This window comes from Chromobacterium aquaticum, from assembly GCF_021129195.1.
GTDB classification, from domain to species: Bacteria; Pseudomonadota; Gammaproteobacteria; order Burkholderiales; family Chromobacteriaceae; genus Chromobacterium; species Chromobacterium aquaticum.
Genome location: NZ_JAJOHW010000249.1, coordinates 1 through 804 on the forward strand (window position 1 = coordinate 1; position 804 = coordinate 804).

Genomic DNA, 804 nt, shown 5'->3' on the forward strand with positions numbered 1-804 from the left:
CGCCAGCAGCGGTTCGGCCACGCCCAGCCCGCCGCGCACGCGCACGGCGGCGGGCGGGTCTTGCGGCGGTACGGCTTCCGGCGCAGGCAGAGTCTGGCTGTAATCGTAGAAACCATGGCCGCTCTTGCGGCCCAGCCTGCCTGCCGCCAGCAGTTCCTGCTGCAGCGGCGATGGCCGGAAGCGCGAGTCTTGCTGCATCGCCTGATATACCGACTGCGTGACCGCGAAATTCACGTCGTGGCCGATTAGGTCCATCAGCTCCAGCGGCCCCAGCGCGAAGCCGCCGGCCTCGCGCAGCAAGGCGTCCAGCGTCGCCGGCGCGCAAGCGCGCTCCTGCAGCAGCCGCAATGCTTCGGCGTAGAACGGCCTTGCCACCCGGTTGACGATGAAGCCGGGCGTGGACGCGGTCGCCACCGGCGTCTTGCCCCAGTCGCGCATCAGCGCGCACAGGCTGTCCGCCAATAACGGCGCGGTCGACAACCCGCTCACCACTTCCACCAGCTTCATCCGCGTGGCCGGATTGAAGAAATGCAGGCCCAGCATCCGCTGCGGATGGCGCAAGCCAGCCGCCAGCGCGGTGATCGACAGGGACGAGGTATTGGAAGCCAGCACCGTTTCGGCCGACAGCACCTCCTCCAGCCGCCGCAACAGCTCCTGCTTGGCGTCCAGCCGCTCGACAATGGCCTCGATCGCCAAGGCCGCGTCGGCCAGTTCGGACAACTGCGCCACCGGCCGAAGCCGGCGGCGCGCGGCGTCCAGCCGTTCCGGCGTCCACTTGCCGGCCCGCACCAGGCCGGCCCAGTC

The 804-nt window shown here is 69.9% G+C and carries 1 protein-coding gene; it reads right to left on the bottom strand.

Features of this window, described 5'->3' with window-relative positions; translation table 11 throughout:
• On the bottom strand, positions 1-804 hold an 804-nt coding region (locus LQT98_RS23490; RefSeq protein WP_231465627.1), incomplete at both ends, for a 3-hydroxyacyl-CoA dehydrogenase NAD-binding domain-containing protein.